Source organism: Bradyrhizobium sp. ORS 86 (assembly GCF_045571475.1).
Lineage (GTDB): Bacteria > Pseudomonadota > Alphaproteobacteria > Rhizobiales > Xanthobacteraceae > Bradyrhizobium.
The window spans coordinates 5,076,156-5,095,872 of sequence record NZ_CP120699.1; the positions used below are offsets into that span (position 1 = coordinate 5,076,156).

At 63.4% G+C, this 19,717-nt stretch carries 17 protein-coding genes; 6 read left to right on the forward strand and 11 right to left on the reverse strand.

The window, feature by feature from the left end:
- Positions 1–57: 57 nt before the first annotated feature.
- The 7 genes from P6U25_RS23665 to P6U25_RS23695 form a co-directional block, all read right to left on the reverse strand.
- A complete protein-coding gene (locus P6U25_RS23665; protein WP_407147176.1) occupies positions 58–1,077 on the reverse strand; it encodes a CobW family GTP-binding protein in 1,020 nt (339 codons plus the stop codon).
- Entirely contained in the window at positions 1,074–2,681 is a 1,608-nt protein-coding gene (locus P6U25_RS23670; RefSeq protein WP_407147177.1) for an amidohydrolase family protein, read from the reverse strand. Before P6U25_RS23670 ends, P6U25_RS23665 begins: the two co-directional genes overlap by 4 nt.
- Positions 2,682–2,728: 47 nt before the next feature.
- Positions 2,729–3,559 carry an ABC transporter permease gene (locus P6U25_RS23675; protein ID WP_407147178.1) on the reverse strand — a complete coding sequence of 277 codons (831 nt, stop codon included), beginning with the start codon at positions 3,557–3,559 and terminating at the stop codon, positions 2,729–2,731.
- Positions 3,560–3,722: 163 nt separating this feature from the next.
- On the reverse strand, positions 3,723–4,757 hold the full coding sequence (locus P6U25_RS23680) for an ABC transporter substrate-binding protein (protein WP_407147179.1): 1,035 nt from the start codon (positions 4,755–4,757) through the stop codon (positions 3,723–3,725).
- Between the two features lie 12 nt (positions 4,758–4,769).
- Positions 4,770–5,834 carry an ABC transporter ATP-binding protein gene (locus P6U25_RS23685; RefSeq protein WP_407147180.1) on the reverse strand — a complete coding sequence of 355 codons (1,065 nt, stop codon included), beginning with the start codon at positions 5,832–5,834 and terminating at the stop codon, positions 4,770–4,772.
- Entirely contained in the window at positions 5,834–6,670 is an 837-nt protein-coding gene (locus P6U25_RS23690; protein ID WP_407147181.1) for an ABC transporter permease, read from the reverse strand. Before P6U25_RS23690 ends, P6U25_RS23685 begins: the two co-directional genes overlap by 1 nt.
- Before the next feature lie 113 nt (positions 6,671–6,783).
- Positions 6,784–7,665, reverse strand: a complete 882-nt coding sequence (locus tag P6U25_RS23695) for an NAD(P)-dependent oxidoreductase (protein ID WP_407147182.1) — start codon at positions 7,663–7,665, stop codon at positions 6,784–6,786.
- A 325-nt stretch (positions 7,666–7,990) separates the two neighbouring features.
- Here P6U25_RS23695 and P6U25_RS23700 point away from each other — a divergent pair, with 325 nt between their 5' ends.
- Complete coding sequence (locus P6U25_RS23700) at positions 7,991–9,781, forward strand: chloride channel protein (RefSeq protein WP_407147183.1); 1,791 nt, start codon at positions 7,991–7,993, stop codon at positions 9,779–9,781.
- Between the two features lie 41 nt (positions 9,782–9,822).
- Here the strand turns inward: P6U25_RS23700 and P6U25_RS23705 are convergent, their stop codons facing one another.
- Genes P6U25_RS23705 through P6U25_RS23715 form a run of 3 tightly spaced genes read right to left on the reverse strand, consistent with a single transcriptional unit; the run spans position 9,823 to position 13,297 of the window.
- On the reverse strand, positions 9,823–10,545 hold the full coding sequence (locus P6U25_RS23705; RefSeq protein WP_407147184.1) for a GntR family transcriptional regulator: 723 nt from the start codon (positions 10,543–10,545) through the stop codon (positions 9,823–9,825).
- Positions 10,546–10,572: 27 nt separating this feature from the next.
- Complete coding sequence (locus P6U25_RS23710) at positions 10,573–12,168, reverse strand: GMC family oxidoreductase (RefSeq protein ID WP_407147185.1); 1,596 nt, start codon at positions 12,166–12,168, stop codon at positions 10,573–10,575.
- A gap of 1 nt (position 12,169) precedes the next feature.
- Positions 12,170–13,297: a mandelate racemase/muconate lactonizing enzyme family protein gene (locus P6U25_RS23715; protein WP_407147186.1), complete on the reverse strand. Its 1,128-nt coding sequence runs from the start codon at positions 13,295–13,297 to the stop codon at positions 12,170–12,172.
- Positions 13,298–13,404: 107 nt separating this feature from the next.
- Here P6U25_RS23715 and P6U25_RS23720 point away from each other — a divergent pair, with 107 nt between their 5' ends.
- From P6U25_RS23720 to P6U25_RS23735, 4 genes are all read left to right on the forward strand, one after another.
- Positions 13,405–14,175 (forward strand): ABC transporter permease, encoded by a 771-nt coding sequence (locus P6U25_RS23720; protein WP_407147187.1) that lies wholly within the window; start codon positions 13,405–13,407, stop codon positions 14,173–14,175.
- Entirely contained in the window at positions 14,172–14,981 is an 810-nt protein-coding gene (locus tag P6U25_RS23725) for an ABC transporter ATP-binding protein (protein WP_407147188.1), read from the forward strand. Before P6U25_RS23720 ends, P6U25_RS23725 begins: the two co-directional genes overlap by 4 nt.
- Before the next feature lie 24 nt (positions 14,982–15,005).
- Positions 15,006–16,001 (forward strand): ABC transporter substrate-binding protein, encoded by a 996-nt coding sequence (locus P6U25_RS23730; RefSeq protein WP_407147189.1) that lies wholly within the window; start codon positions 15,006–15,008, stop codon positions 15,999–16,001.
- Between the two features lie 140 nt (positions 16,002–16,141).
- Positions 16,142–16,855, forward strand: coding sequence for a TetR/AcrR family transcriptional regulator (locus P6U25_RS23735; RefSeq protein ID WP_407147190.1), 714 nt, complete (start codon positions 16,142–16,144; stop codon positions 16,853–16,855).
- A 46-nt stretch (positions 16,856–16,901) separates the two neighbouring features.
- Here P6U25_RS23735 and P6U25_RS23740 read toward each other — a convergent pair whose 3' ends face one another.
- On the reverse strand, positions 16,902–17,687 hold the full coding sequence (locus P6U25_RS23740; protein ID WP_407147191.1) for an enoyl-CoA hydratase/isomerase family protein: 786 nt from the start codon (positions 17,685–17,687) through the stop codon (positions 16,902–16,904).
- A gap of 75 nt (positions 17,688–17,762) precedes the next feature.
- On the opposite strand from P6U25_RS23740, the gene P6U25_RS23745 reads away from it, so the two are divergent.
- Entirely contained in the window at positions 17,763–19,715 is a 1,953-nt protein-coding gene (locus P6U25_RS23745; protein ID WP_407147192.1) for an AMP-binding protein, read from the forward strand.
- Positions 19,716–19,717 lie beyond the last annotated feature (2 nt).

A 19,717-nucleotide genomic window follows, 5' to 3' on the forward strand; every position in this document is an offset into this window, starting at 1 on the left:
ATAGGTTGCGGGCGACACATGCCAGGCGCGATCACGATTTGCGCCGACACTCATGGACTACGCGACCCACTCGGCCTTGAGCATACGGCGCCCGGAAGGGCCGTTCCGCTCCGGCGCCTTCCAGGATGAAAATTCAAAGAGCCCGACCGGCGCGACCTGGTGCAGGTCGGCCTCGTCCACGTCGCGCGCGATGATGACGAGCCCGGAAAACGGCGCAGCATCCATCTGGAATACGCGCGGCGGCGAGAACGTCGTACCCACGCACTCGATCAGGAGCGGTCGTTGGCTTTCGACGACCTGCACCAGCCCCTTGATCCGCAACAGGCGTTCACCAAGCGCGCCGGCAAGGTTGTCGAGCCAGGCTGCGACATCAGGATAAGCCACCTCGCCCGTCGGATTGGCGAGGCAGACAGCGACCCGTGGATGCGCGTTGCCCTTGACCGGCGCGATCTCGAGTCGGGGCGGCGCGGTCAATGGAGCAAACGCCGTCAGCACCGAACTCCCTCGGTCTGCCGTCGCAATGACCTCCGCGAGCGGGTTGAACTCGGCGATGATCGATGGCGCGTCGGCGAGATCGGCGGGCGCGACGAGGTCGGCCTTGGTCGCCACAATGCGATGCGACGCCGCCCATTGTGCTACAGCTTCTTCATACGTCGCCACGTCGCTGCCGCACGTAAGATCGAAGGTGCCGATCACGGCCACCCGCATCCGATGTTCGGCCAGCGTCGCGAGCGTGCGCAGCACAGGCCCCGGCATCGAAAGTCCGCTGGTCTCCAGGACAATGCGCCGCAGCGGACCGGCCCCGGCTGGCCGCGGTGCCATGATGAGGCGATCGATCGTGAAGGCGAGATCGCTGCCAACCTGGCAGCAGACACAGCCGTTAGCCAGCGTCGCGATCGGAAGGTCACCGCTGCTCTCGCGCAGCACGATGCCATCGAGCCCGATCTCTCCCGCCTCATTGACAATCACAGCGGTATCGGCCGCTTCGGGACGCCCGAGGAAGTCACGCAGCAGCGTGGTCTTTCCTGATCCCAGGAATCCCGTCAGCACGAAGAAATCAAGCGCGCCGTTGCTCATTCGGCGGCGACCCGCGATGCGTATTTCTCCGGGATATCGCTCTCCCAGCTCGCCTTCACGAGCTCGCGGACGTCAGCCAGCAGTTCCTCGGTATCGTAGATGATGCCGTCCTTGATGGTATATTTCAGGCCGTGATGCCATTCGACGGCGTTGGTCGCATCGTTGAACCGCATCGCACCGGTGCCGTAGAGCAGCTTGAAGTCTGTGAGCGGGTTGTGATCGTGGACCAGCATGTCGGCGCGCATGCCGATGTCGATGGTGCCGACCTCATCCTGAATGCCGCATAGCGCGGCGCCTTGCGAGGTCGCGGCGCGGATCACCTCGAGCGGATGGAAGCCGGCTTCCTGCAGCAACTCCAGCTCGCGGATGTAGCCGAACCCGAAGATCTGATAGATGAAGCCGGAGTCGCTGCCGGCGCAGACCCGCCCTCCTCGGTTCTTGTATTCGTTGATGAACGCCATCCAGAGCCGGTAGTTTTCCTTCCATTCGATCTCGTTCTGCGTCGACCAGCGATACCAGTAGGAGCCGTGGCCGCCACGCTGTGGCGTGAAGTAGTCCCACATCGACTTCCAGGTGTAGTCCTTGTGCCAATAGGCCTGGCGGGCGCGCATCAGGTCGCGATTGGCATCGTAGATGGTGAAGGTCGGAACGAAGGTGAAGCCGATCTCGAGAAACTTCTCCAGCGTCTCCTCCCATTTGGGCGTGCCGGGCCTGGCGGCTTGGCCGAACATCTGTCCCGAGACCGAGAAGCGGAAGTATTCGTCGGTGTAATTGTAATCGAGTGGGAAGTTCTGCACGAGGCGATCCTCGTACAGCGCTTCGGGCAATCCATAGTAGTGCTCGGCGCTCGTGAGACCCCAGCCGGCCGTGGTCAGCGCATTCATGCGCGTCACCGCCATCTGCGCGTGATGACAGCCGGACCGCAGACTGAGCTTCCTGCACTCATCGAGTGCCGCTTCCATGATGGCCGGCGGCGCGCCGAAGAACTTGATGCCATCGGCTCCGCGCTCCTTGACCTTGCGCAGCCACTCCCGGCCCTGCTCCGGTGTGTAGATGGTCTTGACCATGTCATTGACCGCCGGGAAATAGGCATAAGCGAGCAGCCTGGGCGCCGCGATGGTGTTCTGCCTGGACCGCTCGCGCTGATCGATTACCCAGCCGAGGCCGTTCATCGAGCCCATTTCGCGCACGGTGGTCACGCCGTGGGCGAGCCAGAGCTTGTAGACGTAATCGACCGGAGGCACCCAACCATTGGCAGAGTGAAAGGCAACGCCGGCATGGGCGTGGCAGTCGACAAAGCCCGGCGTGACCCATTTGCCGCGGCAATCGATCTCGTGGTCCGCCGGCTCGCTCGGCCCCGCGCCATAGCCCGTGACCTTCTTCAGGCTGACGATACGTCCGTCTTCCACAACGACGTCGACCGGCCCGATCGGCGGCGCGCCGGTCCCGTCGATCACGGTTGCGCTGCGCAGGGCGAGGCGCTTGAACGGCCCGATGCCGCGATCGCGCGAGGTCGCCTTCGCGACGACCGGAACCTCACCCTTGTTGCGGATACGCGCAAGCTCATCGCCCGGGGATATCTCCGACTTCGCCTGATCAGCCATGAGCGCATTTCCTTCTCGTTGAGCGGGTCTTTTTGTTCGTTATGCGGCTATCTCACTCGGTAGTGCCGTGCAAAGGCGATGCTGCCGAAAATCGTGAAGCTCATCGTGACCGCGAGCAGCATGAAGGCCAGCGTGGCGCCCATCGGCCAGTTGTTGCCGCGCACAAACTGGTCAAAGATCGCCGGTGCCATCATCTTGAAACGAGGGCCGCCGAGAAGCACCGCGGTTGCATAGGTGTTCATGCACAAAACGAAGACCAGGATCGAGCCCGCGGCGACGCCTGGCGCGGACAGCGGCAGGATCACCCGCCAGAATTGCTGGAATGCCGAGGCTCCGAGATTGGCGGCCGCTTCCTCCAGATTGCGCGGGATGCTCTCGATCACCGCGGCAATGGTCAGGATCATGTAGGGCAGCACCACAGCGATGATGCCGAACACCACCGCCTTCGGCGTGTACATCAATGTCAGCGGCTCGCCGATCGCGTGCGCCTTCAGGAGCACCGTGTTGATCAAGCCCTCGCGTGTGAACAGCGCCATCCAGCCCGCCGATCGGACCACGTTGCCGACCAGGAGCGGAAACAATGTCGCGATGACCACGAGACTTTTCCAGCGGCTCTCCAGACGCCCGAGCCAGTAGGCTGCCGGAAAGGCAATGACGAGAGTAAGCGCCGTGCAGAGCAGCGCCATCCCCAGCGTTGTCAGGATGACCTCCTGATAATAAGGGTCCGCGGCAGCCTGCACATAGTTGTTGAAAGTGAAGGCCTCGATCATCAACTGCGTCGGGCTGAACTTGTTGAGCGAGATCCTGAACATCAGGGCCATCGGGCTGATCAGTAGCCCCAGCACCAGGAGACAGGCGGGCACGACCAGCAACGCCATCCTGGGAGAAGCCAGTCTCACATTCTCCCCGACTTTCCCGCGATGCCGGTCACCGAACGTCAATCCACCGCTCCCACAGGTCGCAACAATCTACCTCCGGCCTCTCAACTCCAACGCATGCGACAACGGGTCGATAGCGTTGCGAAGGAGGAAGCCGGATCCATCAACCCTTGAACTGCTTGTTCCAGAAATCGAGCGTGCGTTGCGAGCGCTCGGTTTGATACTTGTAGTCCGGCTTGAGGAGCTTGGCACGGTCGGCCTCGCTCAGGCTGACGTGCTTGGCGAGATCCTCCGGCAAAACGGCGTCCGAGACCGTTGGCACGTATCCCATCTTGTCGGCGAAGGCGATCTGCGCCTTGGGATCGAGCATCGCATCGAGATAGGCAAAGCCGCCTTCCTTGTTGCGCGCATTGCGCGGCACACTGGCTTCGAACACGATCGACACCGCACCTTCCTTCGGCACGACGTGGGACAGCGGGATGCCCGCCTTCTTCCACATGAAACCCCGCGCCAGCCACATGCTCGTGAGCCAGACCTCCTCGGATTTGAGCCCTGCCGCGAGCGCCTCGTTGGACGGATAGATCTTCACATCGAGCGACCGCAACTCCATCAGCTTCTTTTCGGCGGGATCGTAGTTCGAGACACTGCCGCCGCCGGCGAGCGCCGCAGCGAGAGTATTCGCGGGATAAAGGATATCGGCGAGACCGACACGGCCGCGCCATTTGGGGTCCCAGAGGTCGGCCCAGGACGTCGGCGGCGTCTTCACAAGGTTCTCGTTGTAGAGGATCACCTGCGCCGAATAGATGTGAGGAATGGCGGTATCGGTGCGAAGCTCGGGAAACACCTTGTCGAGCCGCGAGACCTTGCTGGCATCGACGGTATCGAACACGTTGGTGGTGGCGACGATATAGTGGTCGCTATCGGACAGACAGGCCACGTCCATCGATCCGCGCCGGCTCTGTCGCTCCGCCAGCAGCTTGGTCTTTCTCGGATCGGCGTTGGCGACATCCTGCAGCACCTCGATGCCCTTCGGCGCCAGCAGCGGTTTGTCGATCAGGTCGCTGAGCAACTGGCCATAGTCGCCGCCCCACGTGCCGACTACAACCTGGCCTGATGCCGCGTGCGCAACGCGCGCTCCGGAAGCCAGCACGGTCGCGGCTCCGGCGCCCGCAGACAGAAAATGACGTCGCGATATCATGACGATCCTTCCTCAGACGGATGTTTGCGGCACCAGCCGCGGAGCCCTGCTGTCCCATTGCAGGGAAACCTGGTCATCGGGCTTGAGCGCGGCGAGCGGCTCGCTTGCATCAGGGGTTTGCCGTATCACCACGAAGACCTCCTTGCCGATGCGCACATGGTATTCGGTCTGCGATCCCAGATACGTCACGGCCTGAACCGAACCCTGGAGATCGCCCTTCGCGCCCGGATGGATCGAAATCCGTTCCGGTCGCAGCGCAAAGGCGTTCGCATTCTTGCTCTCGCTAGGCGCGATGTCGACCGATAAGACGAGCCCATTCGCGGTCCGGAATTGGGTCTCGTTCTCGCGCTGGCCGAGGAGGATGTTGCAGCGGCCGACGAAATCCGCGACGAACGCGTCTTGCGGTGCGTCATAGAGGTCGCGTGGTGAGCCGACCTGGCGCACCCGCCCGCTTTCCATCACGACTAGGCGATCGGCCATCGTCAGCGCCTCCTCGCGATCATGGGTCACCAAGAGCGTGGTCAGGCCGAGCCGTTGCTGCAGCGCCCGGATCTCGATCCGCACCTCGGCGCGCAGCTTGGCGTCGAGATTTGAGAGCGGCTCATCGAGCAAGAAGAGCTTCGGATTGATCACCAGCGCACGAGCCAGCGCGACGCGCTGCTGTTGTCCACCGGACAACTCCCGGGGGAAGCGAGTGGCAAGATGCGACAGCCGGACCAGCTTCAACGCCTCTTCGACCTTGGTCTCTCGCTCCACCCGGCCGAGCCCGCGCATCTCCAGCCCGAAGCCGACATTCTGCGCGGCGGTCATGTGCGGAAACAGCGCATAGGACTGGAACACCATGCCGGTTGAGCGCCTGTGCGCGGGCAAACGGGTCACATCCTCCTTGTCGAACAGCACGCGTCCGCCGGTCGGCGGCAGAAATCCTGCAACCATGCGTAAGGTCGTGGTCTTTCCGCAACCGGAAGGTCCCAGCAGCGCCACCAGCTCGCCTTCCTGCACCGTGAGATCGAGGCCGTCGACCGCGACTGAGGCACCGAACCGCTTGCTAAGATTTTCGATCGACAGACTTGCCATCAGACGACCCGCGACAACTTGACGAAGCGATCGGTCACGACCATCAGCACTCCGACGATCAGGATTTGCACCGTAGCGACCGCGGCCAGCGTCGGGTCGATCCGAAACTCCAGATAATTGAGCATCGCGACGGGCAGCGTGATGCGGCCGGGTCCGACCAGCAGCAACGACAGGTCGAGATTTTCGAAGCTCTGGATGAAGGAGAACATCGCAGCGGCCACGATCCCTGGCCGCATCATCGGCAACGTGATGCGGCGAAACACCGTGAAGGGATTCGCACCGAGATTGGCCGCGGCCTCCTCGGCCGCGCGATCAAGGCCCTGCAAGCTTGCGACCACCAGCCGCACCGTCCACGGAATGGTGAGGAGCACGTGAGCGGCGACCAGGCCCTCCGTCGTCGCCTTGATATCGCGGTCGAGCGCGTTCTCCGCGAGCACATAGAACATATAGAGTCCCGAGCCTGCCACGACCCCGGGCACCGCCAGGGGCGCGAGCAGGAGCGCGCTGATCGCCTGCTTGCCCCAAAACTGGCCGCGCACGATGGCGAGCGCGGCTGCGGTGCCGATCGGCACGCCGATGGTGGCGGCGAGCAATGCGACCTGAAGGCTGGCAATCAGGCCGCGCAGGAATTCGGGCTTGTCCCAAGCGTTGACGTACCAGTGCCAGGTCAGTGCCGGCGGCGGGAAGCTGACGATCTCCTGGGCAAAGAAGCTGGTCGCGACAATCATCGCGACCGGCGCGAAGATGATGACATAAGCAATCACCACCAACGTCCGCATCAGGGCGCGGCTGAAGGACGGCCGTTCCGTCAAGTTGGCAAGCAGTGACGCCGGCATCCTTCGCGATTTGTCCCCGGAAGCGATCAGTCTGCGCCTATCGTAAGCCGATTGCGCTCCGGTCGCCAAGCCCGCATGTGGCGAGAAGATACGCCCGCGCCGCCAGCGTCGCGTCAGGCTGGCTTGGCCCAGTTCTGATACATCGCCAGCAATGCGACGATGTCCTGGCCGCGGAACCCCTCAGCCAGCGCGAGCGCGTAGAGCTCGCGAGTAGCCGACGCCGACGGCGTCGGCATCCGGGTCATCCGTCCCAGTTCGACGCCGAGCGCCAGATCCTTCTCGCCGAGCTCCATCTTGAAGCCCGGCGAAAAATCACCCTTCAGTGCGTTCGGGAAGCGCTTGGTGAAATGGTGCGAGCGGCCGCCGCTCACCGACAGCACGTCGTAGAGCTTCTCCGGCTCAACGCCGGCGGCGACACCGAGCGCGAAGGCTTCCGCGGCAACCAGCACGTTGCCCATCGACATCATGTTGTTGACGATCTTGACCACCTTTGCCGTGCCGACGGCACCGGTGTACTTCCAGTCGGTGCCGAGCAGCTTGAGGATCGGTTCGGCCCGCTTCACGTCGGCCTCTTCGCCGCCCGCGATCAGGATCAGCTTGCCGGCGCGCGCCTCCTTGGGGCTGCCGCTAACAGGACAATCGACGACAGCGATGCCCCGCGCGGCGGCGGCGCCGGCGGCCTGGCGCATCGTCTGCGGATCGATGGTGCTGAGCTCGATGCACAGCGTGCCTTTGGCGGCGTGAGCGACGATCCCGTCGGCGCCGAGCCAGGCCTCGGTCACGGCCTTGGGATCGGGCAGGCTCGTCAACACCAGCGCCCGGCCCTCCAGCGCTTCCGCAACGCTTGACGCCATCCGGAAGCCATCCTTGGCGAGGCGAGCGCGCTGGTCGGCACTGATGTCGTAGCCTACGACGTCGAAGCCGGATTCTTTCAGGCGTCCTGCCATCCCGGATCCCATCTGTCCCATTCCGATAACAGCGACCTTCTCCGACATGGGCATTTCCTGCTTTTGTTTGCTGAGTTGGGTTACCATTGGCACGCCAATTAGTCGCCATCGGACTTGCGGGCGGGCCAACACCCATCGCGGGCCATCTGGCACAATCTCATCGCCCGCAGCCAGTCCCGGGGCGCAAGGGCGGCCGCTTCAACCGCATACCGCAGGGAACACCGATACGGCGCCAGAGCGCTTTTTCGAGACAGCACACATTCTTGTGCCATGAATCCTGTTGCAACCCGTACCGCATTGCGGCACGAAGCGCCGACACGCCGATCAGCAAGATCGGGTTTCACATCGAGCGCTCCGGTGTCAAAGGCGCAGCATGACGATCACGTCGCCGGTCAACACGCCCAAGAACCCAGCCGCAGCGGTTTATCTGTTGCCCGCCGCGTTGCGCAATTATGTCCGCAACCGGGAAACTGGACTGGTCGCGGTCGCCATCGTGATCGGGCTGCTGTCCGGACTGCTCGTCGCAACGATCTCCTATCTGAGCCAAGCCACACATTCCTTCCTGTTCGACATTCCGCTGGACGCACATCTCAGCGCAACCGGCGTCATATCCTGGCAGCGCACACTGCTGATTCCGACCATCGGCGGCGTCGTGCTGGCCGTGATTGCCGTCTTCTTTGCCAAGCGCGTCAAGGGGCAGCAGCTCGCCGACGCGATCGAGGCCAATGCCCTATATGGTGGACGCCTCTCGTTCAGGGGCAGCCTGCTGATCTCCCTGCAAACCCTGCTGTCGAACGGATTTGGCGGCTCGGTCGGCCTGGAGGCCGGCTATACCCAGATCTGCTCGATGTTCGGCTCGCACATCGGGCAACGGTTGGCGGCCCGCCGCAACGACATGCGACTGCTGGTGGCCTGCGGCGCGTCCGGTGCGATCAGCGCCGCGTTCTCGGCTCCACTCGCTGGCGCATTCTACGCGTTCGAGGTCGTGCTGGGCGCCTATACTTCCGCGGGGCTCGTCCCGGTCATCGCCAGCGCGGTCACGTCCTGGCTCGTCGCGCGCCATCTGACCCATCAATCCTTCCTGATGGTCCCGGGCTTTCCGTCACCGGTGTCAGTCGAGATGGTCGGGCAAAGCGTCATCATCGGCATCCTTTGCGCCTTCGCCAGCATTCTGATGATGCTGGGGGTCGCCTCCTCCGAGCGCTGTTTCCAGCGTCTCTCGATTTTCCGGGGCGCATTGCGGCCGGTGCTTGGTGGCGCGCTGCTCGGCAGCCTCGCTTTGCTCACACCGACCGTGCTTGGCGCTGGCCACGGCGCCATGCAGATCCTGCTCGTCAGCAACCCCACATGGCTGCTGTTGACGACGACGATCCTGTTCAAGATGGCGGCTTCCGCGGTCTCGCTCGGCTCCGGATTTCGCGGCGGACTGTTCTTCGCATCGCTTTTGCTGGGCGCGCTGCTGGGCCAGCTTTACAGCATCGTAGCCACCGGCTTCCTGCCGGGAATCGCCCTGCAGCCGGGAACCGCGGCCATCGCCGCGCTCGCCGCATTCGGGACCGGCGTTCTCGGCGCCCCCTTCAGCATGGTCTGTCTCGCGCTCGAGATCACCGGCGACTTCTCGGTCACGGTCGGTGCCGTGGTCGCTTCGTCGGTTTGCGCGCTGATCGTCCGCGAGCTGTTCGGCTACAGCTTCGCGACCTGGCGCTTCCATCTGCGCGGCGAAGTGATCCGCGGGCCGCAGGACGTCGGCTGGGTTCGGCAACTCAGCGCGGCATCGCTGATGCGCACTGATTTCGAAAGCGCGCTCACCACGATGCCGATCGCGGAAGCGCAAAAGACCTTCTCGCCGGCGCAAGTCCGGCAGATCGTGCTGCGCGATCCCAAGGGTTCCTATGCCGGCATCGTCACCTCGGCCGACCTCTATTCGACCGCAGCGCAGGACGAGACACTCGCGGACCTGGCGCGTCAGACCGACGAATTCCTGCTGCCCGGCGCCTCGATCCGCGACATCATGAAGATGTTCGCACGCAGCGAAGCCGATGCGCTCGCGGTGATCGACCGCAGCGATCACCGCGCCGCAATCGGGATCGTCAGCGAGTCGCACGTGCTGCGCACCTATGGCGAAGAGCTCGAGCGCCGTAACGAGGAGCTGTTCTTCCGCTAGACCGGAGCGGATGCTGCGTCACACTCAGCGAAACACCGGCGCTATGGCCGCAGGTCCATATCGATCCGCACGAAGTCGCCTCGATACGTCACCTCACCGAGATAGATCACGGTCTGGTCCGCGCTCGAGAACACCCGGCGGACCTCAGCGACGGGCGAATTCAGCGGCACCTTGAGCAGACGCGCGACCTCGAGATCGGCTGTTCCAATTGTCAGCGTCTGTCGCGCACGTGCGATCTCGGGATCGCGGAGGTCGCTCAGGATCGGGATCACCGTCTCGTTGCGGAAACGCCTCGGATGGCGACGAAAGATCCTCTCGTCCAGGTAGATCGAGATGACGCAATACGGCTCCTTCTGACGCGAATGGACGCGTCGCATGAAGACGTATTTCGAGGCCGGCTTGCCGTCCTCCGGTAGCAGCGGCGCATCGGTGCGGCTCTCGGAGATATTGATGATCTCGGGTGACGTATCGCGATACATCTCGGCGAGATCCGAGAGCGTCGTCTCGACCCTCAGCCAGCGGTCCTGCTTCACCGTGCCCGTGACGAAGGTGCCGCGCCCCTGCTGGGCTTCGATGACTCCCTCGCGCGACAGCAGTTCAACGGCCTGGCGAATGGTCACCCGCGAGACACCGAATTCGGCGGCGAGCTCCTCGTTGGCCGGCAACCGCAAGCCCTTGGCCCAGATGCCGCGCGCGACGCGCTGCCGGAAGATGTCGGCGATCTGCGCGTATTTTGGAACGTGACTCTCGGAATTCAATTCCATCGCGCGCTCCCGCGTCAGGATGTCTGTTCAGGACAGAACGAGGGCCGCGCCCCGTTCGCCGATCATCAGGCTCGTCGCATTGGTATTGGCGGAGGTGATCTGCGGCATGACAGACGCATCGATGACGCGCAGCCCTTCGACGCCGCGCACCCGCAACTGCGGATCGACCACGGACCGATCGTCGCTCCCCATCCGGCACGTGCCGACGCAATGGAACACCGTGCCGCCGGTGTTGCGCGCAAACTCCCAAAGCCCGGCGTCATCCCGCGCCGCTTCGCCTGGGACCATCTCGGTATCCCACAGCGGACGAAAGGCCTTCTGCCGGTAGATGTCGCGCAGGATCCTGAGCCCGGCAACGATGGTCTTGCGGTCGATCTCTTCCGCGAAGTAGTTGGGCTCGATGCGCGGCTGATCGAACGGATCGGCCGATCGGATCGCAAGCCGTCCTCGCGACCGACCGTGGCATTGCCAGACCGAGGCCGTGAAGCCGGAGTAGTTGTGGAGGGGATCGCCGGGCTTGTCGACCGACAGCGGCATGACGTTGAACTGCACATCGGGTCGCCCGCCGACAGCATGTTCGGTGCAGGCCGCACCGCCGACCTGCCCGGCCCCGACCGTGAGCGGGCCGCGACCTGCAAACAGCCATTGCAATCCCATTGATGCGAGCGCGATGGGGTTGCGGACCTGATCATTCAGCGAGATAGGGTCCTTCAGCCGCACAATCAGCCGCGCTTGATAATGATCCTGCAGGTTGTCGCCGACGCTGGCGAGATCGGCCACGACAGGGATGCCGTGCCGACGAAGCAGATCGGCTGGACCGACACCGGATAGTTGCAGGAGCTGCGGCGACTGCAACGCACCAGCGGACAGGATCACCTCGCGATCGGCGGATGCGGCAGCAATCTGCTTGTCCTTGATCCACTGCACGCCGATTGCCTTCTGGCCACGAAAAAGAACCTTACTGACCTGTGCTGCTGTCACGACCGTAAGATTGGAACGCGCGGAGATCGGGTGCAGGAATGCCGATGCCGAGCTGCTGCGCCAGTGCCGACCGATGCCGAGCTGGTAGCTACCGACGCCAAATGTCGTCTCGCCGTTGAAGTCGGGATTGCGCGGCAGGCCGTATTCGACGCCCGCCTCCACCCACGCCGCCGAGGCCGGATTGTCGTTGCGCAGCTCCGACACCTCGAACTCGCCGAAGCCGCCGTGATATTGGCTGTCGCCGCCGCGATAGCGCTCGTGGCGCCGGAAGTAGGGCAGCAGTTCGCGATAACTCCATCCGGTCGCGCCAAGGCGCTCCCAATCGTCGAAATCCTCATGCTGGCCGCGGATGAAGATCAAGCCGTTGATCGAGGAGGACCCGCCGATCACGCGACCGCGCGGCCACGTGATCGACCGGCCGCCGCTGCCTTCGCTCGGCTCCGTCTTGAACAGGCGCGAGAAGCGCTCATTGTAGATCGTGCGATAGTACCCGACCGGAAGCTTCAGCCAGAAATTCCGGTCAGATCCTCCGGCTTCCAGGAGCAGCACGCGGCACGACGGGTCGGCCGACAGGCGATTTGCGACGATGCAGCCTGCCGAACCGGCGCCGACGATGATGTAGTCGTAACCTTGCGTGCTCATGCTAGGCGGTCCGATACTGTTCGATCGCGGCCAGATCTGGCTCGACGCCAAGGCCCGGTTCATCGCCCAGCATGATCATGCCGTCGCGCACATCCCTGACCGGACCGCACAGTCGGTCGCGCAGCGGATTGTCGTTGGCATCGACTTCCAGAAGTCCATCGCCGCCCACGCCGGCCAAAAGATGCGCCGAGGCCAGCAGGCCGATGCCGGCGCCGAGATAATGCGGGCAGAACGTCTTGCCGGCCTTGATGATGTCGCGCGCGATGCCCGCGCAAGCAGATAGCCCGCCCCACTTTGCAATATCCGGCTGCACGACGGACAGCACATCGCCCGTGAGCGCCTGTTCGAAACCGGCACGGCTCGCGATGTTCTCTCCTGCCGCAAGCGGAATACCTGCGCTGGCGGCAAGCGTCATCCACTCCCGCCAGGGCCGATCGGCGCGGATCGGCTCCTCCAGCCAGGCGAGATCGAACTCCCGCAAGCGCGTCGCCGTCGCCAGCGCCTGCTCGATCGACCATGCCTGGTTGGCGTCAGCAGCCAGCAATCCGTCACCGACCAGGTCGCGCAATGCGGACAGATTGGCGCGGTCGGTTTCGGGCGCAAAACCGATCTTCAGCTTCAGCGCACGATGTCCCCGCGCCAACGCCGCCTCCGCCATCGCGCGTGAGCCCGTGGGATTGATCCCGCTCGCATACACCTTGATTCTGCTTCGCGCGCCGCCGAGCACCTTCCACAAGGCGGTCTTGCGGCGCCGCGCGTAGAGATCCCAGATCGCAAGGTCGATGCCTGCAATCGATTGTGCGAACGGGCCGGCCTCGCCGGATTGCAGCGCAAGAACGGATGTACCCGACGTCAATCTCTCGAACAGTTCTGCCGGCTGATCGATAGTGACGCCGATTGCAGCAGGCGCCAGCACCTCGTTGACGAGGCGCACGCGATGCTCGGCTCCTGGCGAGGGAAAGTTGCACCAGACCTCACCCCATCCGACCATACCGTCCGCGTCCTCGACGCGCACAAGCACCGCGGGCCTACTCAACATTCTGCCGAATGACGTGACGACAGGTGTCGACAGCGGATGGCGGTAGCAAAGCGCCTGGATGGTTTTGATCGTGAAGGCCTGTGACGTCATGCCTGAAACCCGCGCATCGTGCGCGGCGAGAATACTCTTGTATGGTCATCCTATTTATAATATGAGTTCGCCGACATCAACCAGAATTGTACGGTGGGAAGCGCTGAATGAATGGACAGGTCGTGAGACGCCTGTTGCTCGGACTCGCGCCTTGGGTCGGCGCCATCCTGCTGTGGTACGGCGTCCGGTGGAGCGGGTTCGTCAACGCTTCGCTGATCCCGGCGCCGCATCAGGTCGCAGCCAAGTTCTATGAACTTCTGACGCGCGAGAATCTGCTGCTCGACATCTACGTGTCCTCGCGTCGCGTGCTGCTCGGCGTGATCCTCGGAATCCTGGCCGCCGTTCCAGTCGGCTTCCTGCTCGGCTGGTATCGTCCGGCACGCACCTTCGCCGATCCCATGATCAACTTCTTCCGCGCGCTGCCGCCGATCGCGCTGATCCCGCTCGTGATCGTCTATTTCGGGGTGGACGAACTCGCCAAACTTGTCATCCTGTTCTACGCCGCGTTCTTCTCCGGCGTGATCGTCATGTATGAGGGCGTCTCGCAGATCACGCCGCTCTACATCAGGGTCGCGAAGACGCTCGGCGCCAACGAATTCGAAATCTTCCGCAAGGTCATCATTCCCCTCACGGTGCCGCACATTCTGACCGCGCTGCGCGTGGCGCTCGGCGTCGCCTGGGCGACCCTGGTCGCTTCTGAGCTGATCGCCGCCCAGCGCGGACTTGGCGCCATGATCCAGAACGCATCGACCTACTTCCTGCTCGACGTCATCTATGTCGGCATCATCTGCATCGGCATCATCGCCCTCATCATGGACCTGATCCTGCGCAAGATCAGCGCCCGCCTTTTGGTCTGGCAGGAACGGGCGATATCATGAAGAAGCGCGCGCAGTTCGATCACGTCTCGCTTGCCTTCGAGACGCCCAAAGGCCGGCTCAATGTCGTCGAGGATGTCTCGTACGACATCAACGACGGCGACTTCATTGCCGTGATCGGCCCGTCCGGATGCGGCAAGACCACGATGATGAGCATGCTTGCGGGCTTCCAGAAGCCGACGACCGGAAAGGTCCTGTTTGACGGCGCCCCGGTGACCGGTCCCGGTCCCGAGCGTGGCGTCATCTTTCAGGAGTATGGCGTCTTCCCATGGTTGACTGTGAAGCAGAACATCGCCTTCGGGCTGAAGCTCAAGGCCAACCGCGTTCCGGATGCGGAGCGCGACGCGATCTGCGACCATTACCTCAGCCTGATGGGCCTGGCCGATTTCGCCAACTCCTACCCGAAGCATCTCTCGGGCGGCATGCGCCAGCGCCTCGCCATCGCCCGCGCCTACGCGGTCAAGCCTCAGTTCCTCCTGATGGATGAGCCGTTCGGCGCGCTCGATGCCCAAACCCGCGCCAACATGCAGAATCTGCTGCTTAAGGTGCTTGCCGCCGAAGGCAAGACCGTCATGTTGATCACCCACTCCGTCGAGGAGGCGATTTACCTGGCTTCGCGCATCGTCGTCGTGACCGCGCGGCCGGCGAAGATCAAGGAGATCATCGAGGTGCCCTTCCCCTACCCGCGCGACGAGTCGATCCAGGAGCGTCCCGAGTTCGGCGAGCTCCGTAGCTACATCAGGCAACTCGTGATGGACGAGTATCGCGCGCAGCAGGCGCAGATGCGCCCGGTATCGTTCTCGGAATAGTTAAGGACATTGAGGAGGAACACCATGGATCGCCGACAATTCCTGACCACCACCGCCGCATTTGCCCTCGGCACATTCACGGCGGCGGCACCCGCGATCGCGCAGGCCCGCACTAAGCTTCGCGTCGGCTATCTGCACACAGTCGCGGTCGATGGCCAGATCTGGACCGGCATGGACCGGGGCAGTTTCGAGAAGCAAGGCCTCGATCTGGAGCTGCGCCAATTCAACACCGGGCTCGAAATCTTCCAGGCGCTGATCGGCGGCAGCCTCGACGTTCTCGCAACCGGCGCCGTGCTCTCGAACTTCCCGGCCCGAGGACAGGGCAAGGTGTTCCTGATCAACGACATCGAGGTCGCGACCGCCCAATTGTGGGTGCGCTCCGATCAAGGGATCAAATCCTTTGCCGACCTCAAGGGCAAGCGCATCGCGACCGCGACCGGCACCACCGCTCATGTCTTCCTCGACAAAGCGCTGCGCGCCAACAAGATCGACCCGAAGGACGTCGAGCTCGTGAACCAGACCATGCCGGCGGCCGTGACGGCCTTCGTCTCGGGCGCGGTGCCGGCCGTCGCGCTCTGGGTCCCGTTCAACGTGACGGTTCGCGACAAGGTGCCGGGCGCCGTCAAGCTTGCCGACGCTTCGGCCTATTACCCCCAGGCTGCCATCATCGGCGGCTGGGCCGCGGCCAATGACTATTACGAGCCGAACAAGGAGACTCTCGCCAAGCTGATCCGAGGTTGGGCCGACGCCAACGACTACATCGTCGCGAACAGCACCGAAGCCATGGAGAAGCTGCAGAAGGGCCATTACAGCCAGACCCCGCTCAGCGACATCAACGAGTCCTTCAAGGCCCAGAAGATGTTTACGTCGCGGGACTGGAAGCGCCTCTATTCGGACGGCACCGTCACGAACTGGCTGCAGCAGTCGACCGACTTCTTCATGGCCAATGCGGGCGTCAAGGATTTCACTCCGGCAAGCAAATATTTCGACCCCAGCCTGTATCTGAAGACGATCGCGTAACCGCCTCGACCTGCTCCCTTGGGACAGCGAGCGATTCGCTCGCTGTCCCGGCACGGGAACGCCGCGGTTGACCCAATCAACAAACATCGCCAATAATCGACTGGATCACATCGCCAACGTGGAAGAGACGGCGGTTTCTATTGGAGTCCAGCAGCCGCCAGCGCAACGCGTCAAAGGGCAACGCGCCTTCGAGGTCGCGTGCGCTGAAGACCGATGCCGCAAAGCAGGCCCCAGGTCTTGTCTCGAAGCCCCTTGCCTCGAAGCCTCTTCCGACGAAGTCTGAGAAATCCCGCAACCTGATTCTGCAATCGGCGGCCAGGCTGTTTCACGAACAGGGCTTCTCTGCGACGACGCTCCGCCAGATCGCGGCCGCCGCCCGGATCGAGGCCGGCAGCATCTATTATTATTTCGGTTCCAAGGAAGCCATCCTGGACGAAGTGCTCGATCGTGGCCTGCGCCACGTCTTCGAGTCGGTGAAGGTTGCGGTGAACGGCGCTGCTCGGGCGTCGCACCGCAAGCGCATCGAACTGGCGATCGAAGCCCACCTTGTTGCGCTGTTGGAATCCAGCGACTTCACATCAGCCAATATCCGAATCTACGGCCAGTTGCCGGAGCATCTGAAGAAACCTCATCGGCCGCTGCGGCGCGCTTACGCGCGCTACTGGGACAAGCTGTTTCTCGATGCACGCAAGGCCGGCGAGATCCGCGCCGATATCGAGATCGTGCCACTGCGCATCTTCGTGATCGGCGCGCTGAACTGGACCGTCGAGTGGTTCAGGCTGAACAGCAAGGACGATGTCCTCAAGCTTGCGCGGCGAACCCAGATGATGGTGTTCGACGGCATCAAAAAATAGCGGCCTGCGTCCGGGGGAGCCGCGCCCTCGCCCTTCGGATCCTACCCTAGCGCCCCTGCCAGTTCGGCTTCCGCTTCTCGGCGAATGCCCGCGGCCCCTCGATCGCATCCTGGCTCGCGTAAACCTCGACATGCAGGCGATCGCCTTCGATGGCGCCTCGTTCGTAGCCGAGATCCATCGCCGCCAGCACGGTTGCCTTGGCGGCCTTCACAGACAGCGGCGCGCCCTCGGCGATCGCGCGCGCCAATTGCAAGGCGCGGTCGCGCACCGCATCCGGCGTCGGTTCGAGATAGTTGAGAAAGCCATGCGCGGCCAGGCGCTCGATCGGCATCGTCTCGCCGGTGAGCACCAGCTCCATCATCAATGGTTGCGGCAGCATCCAGAGCATCGGCACCGACCACGGCGTTCCCCGTCCCATCTTGACCTCGGTGATCCCGGCACGGCTGCCGCTCAAGCCGACCCGAAGATCGGATTTGAGCGCAAGCATCATGCCCCCGGCCATCAACGATCCCGTCATGGCCGCGATGATCGGCTTCGTCACCTTGCGCATCGCGGTCTGCATGGGGTCCCGCATCAGCGTCAGGATGTCGACACCGTCCCGTGCCCTGATCTCAGCCGCCTGCTTGAGGTCGAGGCCGGCGCAGAACACGCCGCAATCGGCGGAGGTCAAGATGATCGCGCGCACCGCGGCATCGGCCTCCGCGCGTGCCCAAGCCTCGGTCAGGCCATTCATCGCTTCGACTGATAGCGCGTTCTTGCGCTCCGGCCGATTGATCGTCACGGTCGCGATGCCTTCGGTGATGTCGTAGCGCACGGGTTCCTGGTCGGACATTGTTCGCTTCCGTCTTTTCTAACATCTGTTAGAATACATCGACGCCGGTCAAACACAACGGACACGTTGTCGACGATGCCATATCTCTGGACGCCACCGCCGGAACTGGTGGAACAAAGCAACCTCACCGCCTTCCTGCGCGCGACCGGACAACCGGACTACGACGCCTTGGCGGCCAAGGCGGACAGGGACCCGGCGTGGCTGATGGCGGAGGTGTTCCGGTTCTGTAATATCAGGCTCTACCAACAATACGATGAGATGCTCGACGTGTCGCGCGGCCAGCCCTGGGCGCGCTGGTGCGTCGGCGGCACCACCAATATTGTGTTGAACTGCCTCGACAAGCACCGTGACACGCCGGTCTGGGATCAGACGTTCCTGGTGTGGGAAGGCGAAGACAGTAACGAGCAACGGACCCTGACCTACGCGGCATTTGCAGCCGAGGTCGACCGTCTGGCAAGCGCGCTGCGCGAGCTCGGCTTCGGCCGCGGCGACGTGGTGGCGATCTATATGCCCAACCTGCCGGAGACCTTCATCGCGTTCTTCGCCATCCTTAAGATCGGCGCGATCGTGATGCCGCTGTTCTCCGGCTTCGGCCCGAGCCCGATCCAGGCGCGCTTGAACCACGGCGAAGCCAGGGCGGTGATATCTGCGAGCGGGACCTGGCGCAGGGGCGCCGCCGCTCCGCTCAAATCGGTGCTTGATGATGCGCTGCAAGGCGTTTCCAGCGTCCGCCACGTGATCGTGGTCGAACACCAGGGGCTGAATATCGAAACACCGATGCAGCCCGGCCGCGATCTCTGGTGGCACGAGATCGTGCCTGCGGCCGAGGGCGATATCGCAACTGTAGAGATGCAGGCCGAGGATCCCGCGATCCTGCTCTATACCTCGGGCACCACGGGCGAGCCGAAGGGCTGCGTGTGGACCCATATCGGATTCATCGGCACGATGGTGATGCGCGACATCATCATCTGCGGAGACTTCAAGGCATCCGACCGTTTTTTCTTCCTCAGCGATATGGGATGGATGGTCGGCGCGATGTGCGCCTGCATTCCGAGCTTTGCCGGCGGCAGCCTGCTGATCGCGGAGGGTACGCCCGACTATCCCGACACCGGGCGCTTCTGGCGCCTGATCGCTGATCACCGGGTGACTTATCTCGGCGTATCGCCCACGATTGTGCGCAGCCTGATGCGCTACGGCGACGAGGTCGACACATATGATCTCTCCAGCCTGCGGATCACGGCCTCGGGCGGCGAGGCGTGGACAGAAACGCCGTGGATTTGGTTCTTCGAGCACGTCTGCAAGAAGGCCATTCCGATCATCAATATTTCCGGAGGCACCGAGATCGGCGGCTGCATTTTCACCGGCACGACCAATCATCCGATGAACCCGTGCTCATTTTCGCGGCCGGCGCTCGGCATGGGCGCCGACATCGTCGACATCTCGGGAAAGCGCGTGGCTGACGGCGAAGTCGGCGAACTGGTGCTCCGCCACGCCTCGATCGGACTGACCAAGAGCCTGTGGAAGGCCGACGCGCGCTACATCGAAAGCTATTGGAGCACGATTCCGGGCCTCTGGGTGCATGGCGACTTCGCCATGCGCGGCCATGATGGCCTCTATTACATCCTCGGCCGGTCCGACGACACCATCAAGATCTCAGGCAAGCGCACCGGTCCTGCGGAGCTCGAAGGCATCCTGATCGGGACTGGCAAACTCGCGGAGGCGGCGGTGTTCGGTATTCCGCACTCCGTCAAGGGCTCGGCCATCGTCTGCGCCTGCGTGCCGATGCCGACGATTGGCAGCACAAATGGATTAGCCGAAGAGCTGTCGGCCGCGCTGGTGCGCGGCATGGGCGCATCCTATCGCCCCGAAAAGATCATCCTGGTCGACGATCTGCCGCGCACCCGCAACATGAAGATCATGCGCCGGGTGCTGCGCGCCATGTTCGAGAACAAGGATCCCGGCGACCTGTCGGCACTCGCCAATCCCGAGGCGATCGCACATATCCGCGAGCGGCTGGCGACCGGATAGAC

Bases quoted from the DNA above. Each gene is read 5' to 3' on its own strand.
- P6U25_RS23665 (WP_407147176.1), bottom strand. From the start codon at position 1,077: ATGAGCAACGGCGCGCTTGATTTCTTCGTGCTGACGGGATTCCTGGGA.
- P6U25_RS23670 (WP_407147177.1), bottom strand. From the start codon at position 2,681: ATGGCTGATCAGGCGAAGTCGGAGATATCCCCGGGCGATGAGCTTGCG.
- P6U25_RS23675 (WP_407147178.1), bottom strand. From the start codon at position 3,559: ATGGCGTTGCTGGTCGTGCCCGCCTGTCTCCTGGTGCTGGGGCTACTG.
- P6U25_RS23680 (WP_407147179.1), bottom strand. From the start codon at position 4,757: ATGATATCGCGACGTCATTTTCTGTCTGCGGGCGCCGGAGCCGCGACC.
- P6U25_RS23685 (WP_407147180.1), bottom strand. From the start codon at position 5,834: ATGGCAAGTCTGTCGATCGAAAATCTTAGCAAGCGGTTCGGTGCCTCA.
- P6U25_RS23690 (WP_407147181.1), bottom strand. From the start codon at position 6,670: ATGCCGGCGTCACTGCTTGCCAACTTGACGGAACGGCCGTCCTTCAGC.
- P6U25_RS23695 (WP_407147182.1), bottom strand. From the start codon at position 7,665: ATGTCGGAGAAGGTCGCTGTTATCGGAATGGGACAGATGGGATCCGGG.
- P6U25_RS23700 (WP_407147183.1), top strand. From the start codon at position 7,991: ATGACGATCACGTCGCCGGTCAACACGCCCAAGAACCCAGCCGCAGCG.
- P6U25_RS23705 (WP_407147184.1), bottom strand. From the start codon at position 10,545: ATGGAATTGAATTCCGAGAGTCACGTTCCAAAATACGCGCAGATCGCC.
- P6U25_RS23710 (WP_407147185.1), bottom strand. From the start codon at position 12,168: ATGAGCACGCAAGGTTACGACTACATCATCGTCGGCGCCGGTTCGGCA.
- P6U25_RS23715 (WP_407147186.1), bottom strand. From the start codon at position 13,297: ATGACGTCACAGGCCTTCACGATCAAAACCATCCAGGCGCTTTGCTAC.
- P6U25_RS23720 (WP_407147187.1), top strand. From the start codon at position 13,405: ATGAATGGACAGGTCGTGAGACGCCTGTTGCTCGGACTCGCGCCTTGG.
- P6U25_RS23725 (WP_407147188.1), top strand. From the start codon at position 14,172: ATGAAGAAGCGCGCGCAGTTCGATCACGTCTCGCTTGCCTTCGAGACG.
- P6U25_RS23730 (WP_407147189.1), top strand. From the start codon at position 15,006: ATGGATCGCCGACAATTCCTGACCACCACCGCCGCATTTGCCCTCGGC.
- P6U25_RS23740 (WP_407147191.1), bottom strand. From the start codon at position 17,687: ATGTCCGACCAGGAACCCGTGCGCTACGACATCACCGAAGGCATCGCG.
- P6U25_RS23745 (WP_407147192.1), top strand. From the start codon at position 17,763: ATGCCATATCTCTGGACGCCACCGCCGGAACTGGTGGAACAAAGCAAC.